Origin of the sequence: Bacillus sp. ES1-5, assembly GCF_022487605.1 — a bacterium.
Classification (GTDB): domain Bacteria; phylum Bacillota; class Bacilli; order Bacillales; family Bacillaceae_G; genus Bacillus_A; species Bacillus_A wiedmannii.
This window is the reverse complement of the sequence record NZ_JAKVPU010000057.1, coordinates 1-374: the sequence shown is the minus strand read 5'-3', so window position 1 is coordinate 374 and position 374 is coordinate 1. Positions and strand designations below refer to the sequence as shown.

Genomic DNA, 374 nt, shown 5'->3' with positions numbered 1-374 from the left:
AATGAATATTAGACTATTACAAACAAGAGCGTCAGGCACTAGGTTATGATATTGAAGTAAATGAAAAATATCCATTAGTTGAAACAACTAATGAAATATTAGAAATGATAAGTTTAGATGGGATTGTTGTTCCCTATGCAGGTATTTTTGACGGTCGGGATATTGGAATTACATTTAATTGTACATGGGATACAGAAAATGGGCTAGGGATTCGTTTGCTAAATGAAAAAGTAACTGAAGTAGGTTATCAAGACGTTGCAATTTAAAATAGGCTGTTAAAAAGTACATACTTTATGATGGTACAACCATCATGAAGTATGCTCAAAATCAGCTGCAAATACAAGAGAGAAAAAATAATGATCATTTAACTTTTA

The 374-nt window shown here is 31.0% G+C and carries 1 pseudogene; it reads left to right on the top strand.

From position 1 onward, the window contains the following. Positions 1-5 precede the first annotated feature (5 nt). A pseudogene (locus MKO96_RS29265) lies at positions 6-266 on the top strand (DUF6985 domain-containing protein); the annotation flags it as partial. Between the last annotated feature and the right edge of the window lie 108 nt (positions 267-374).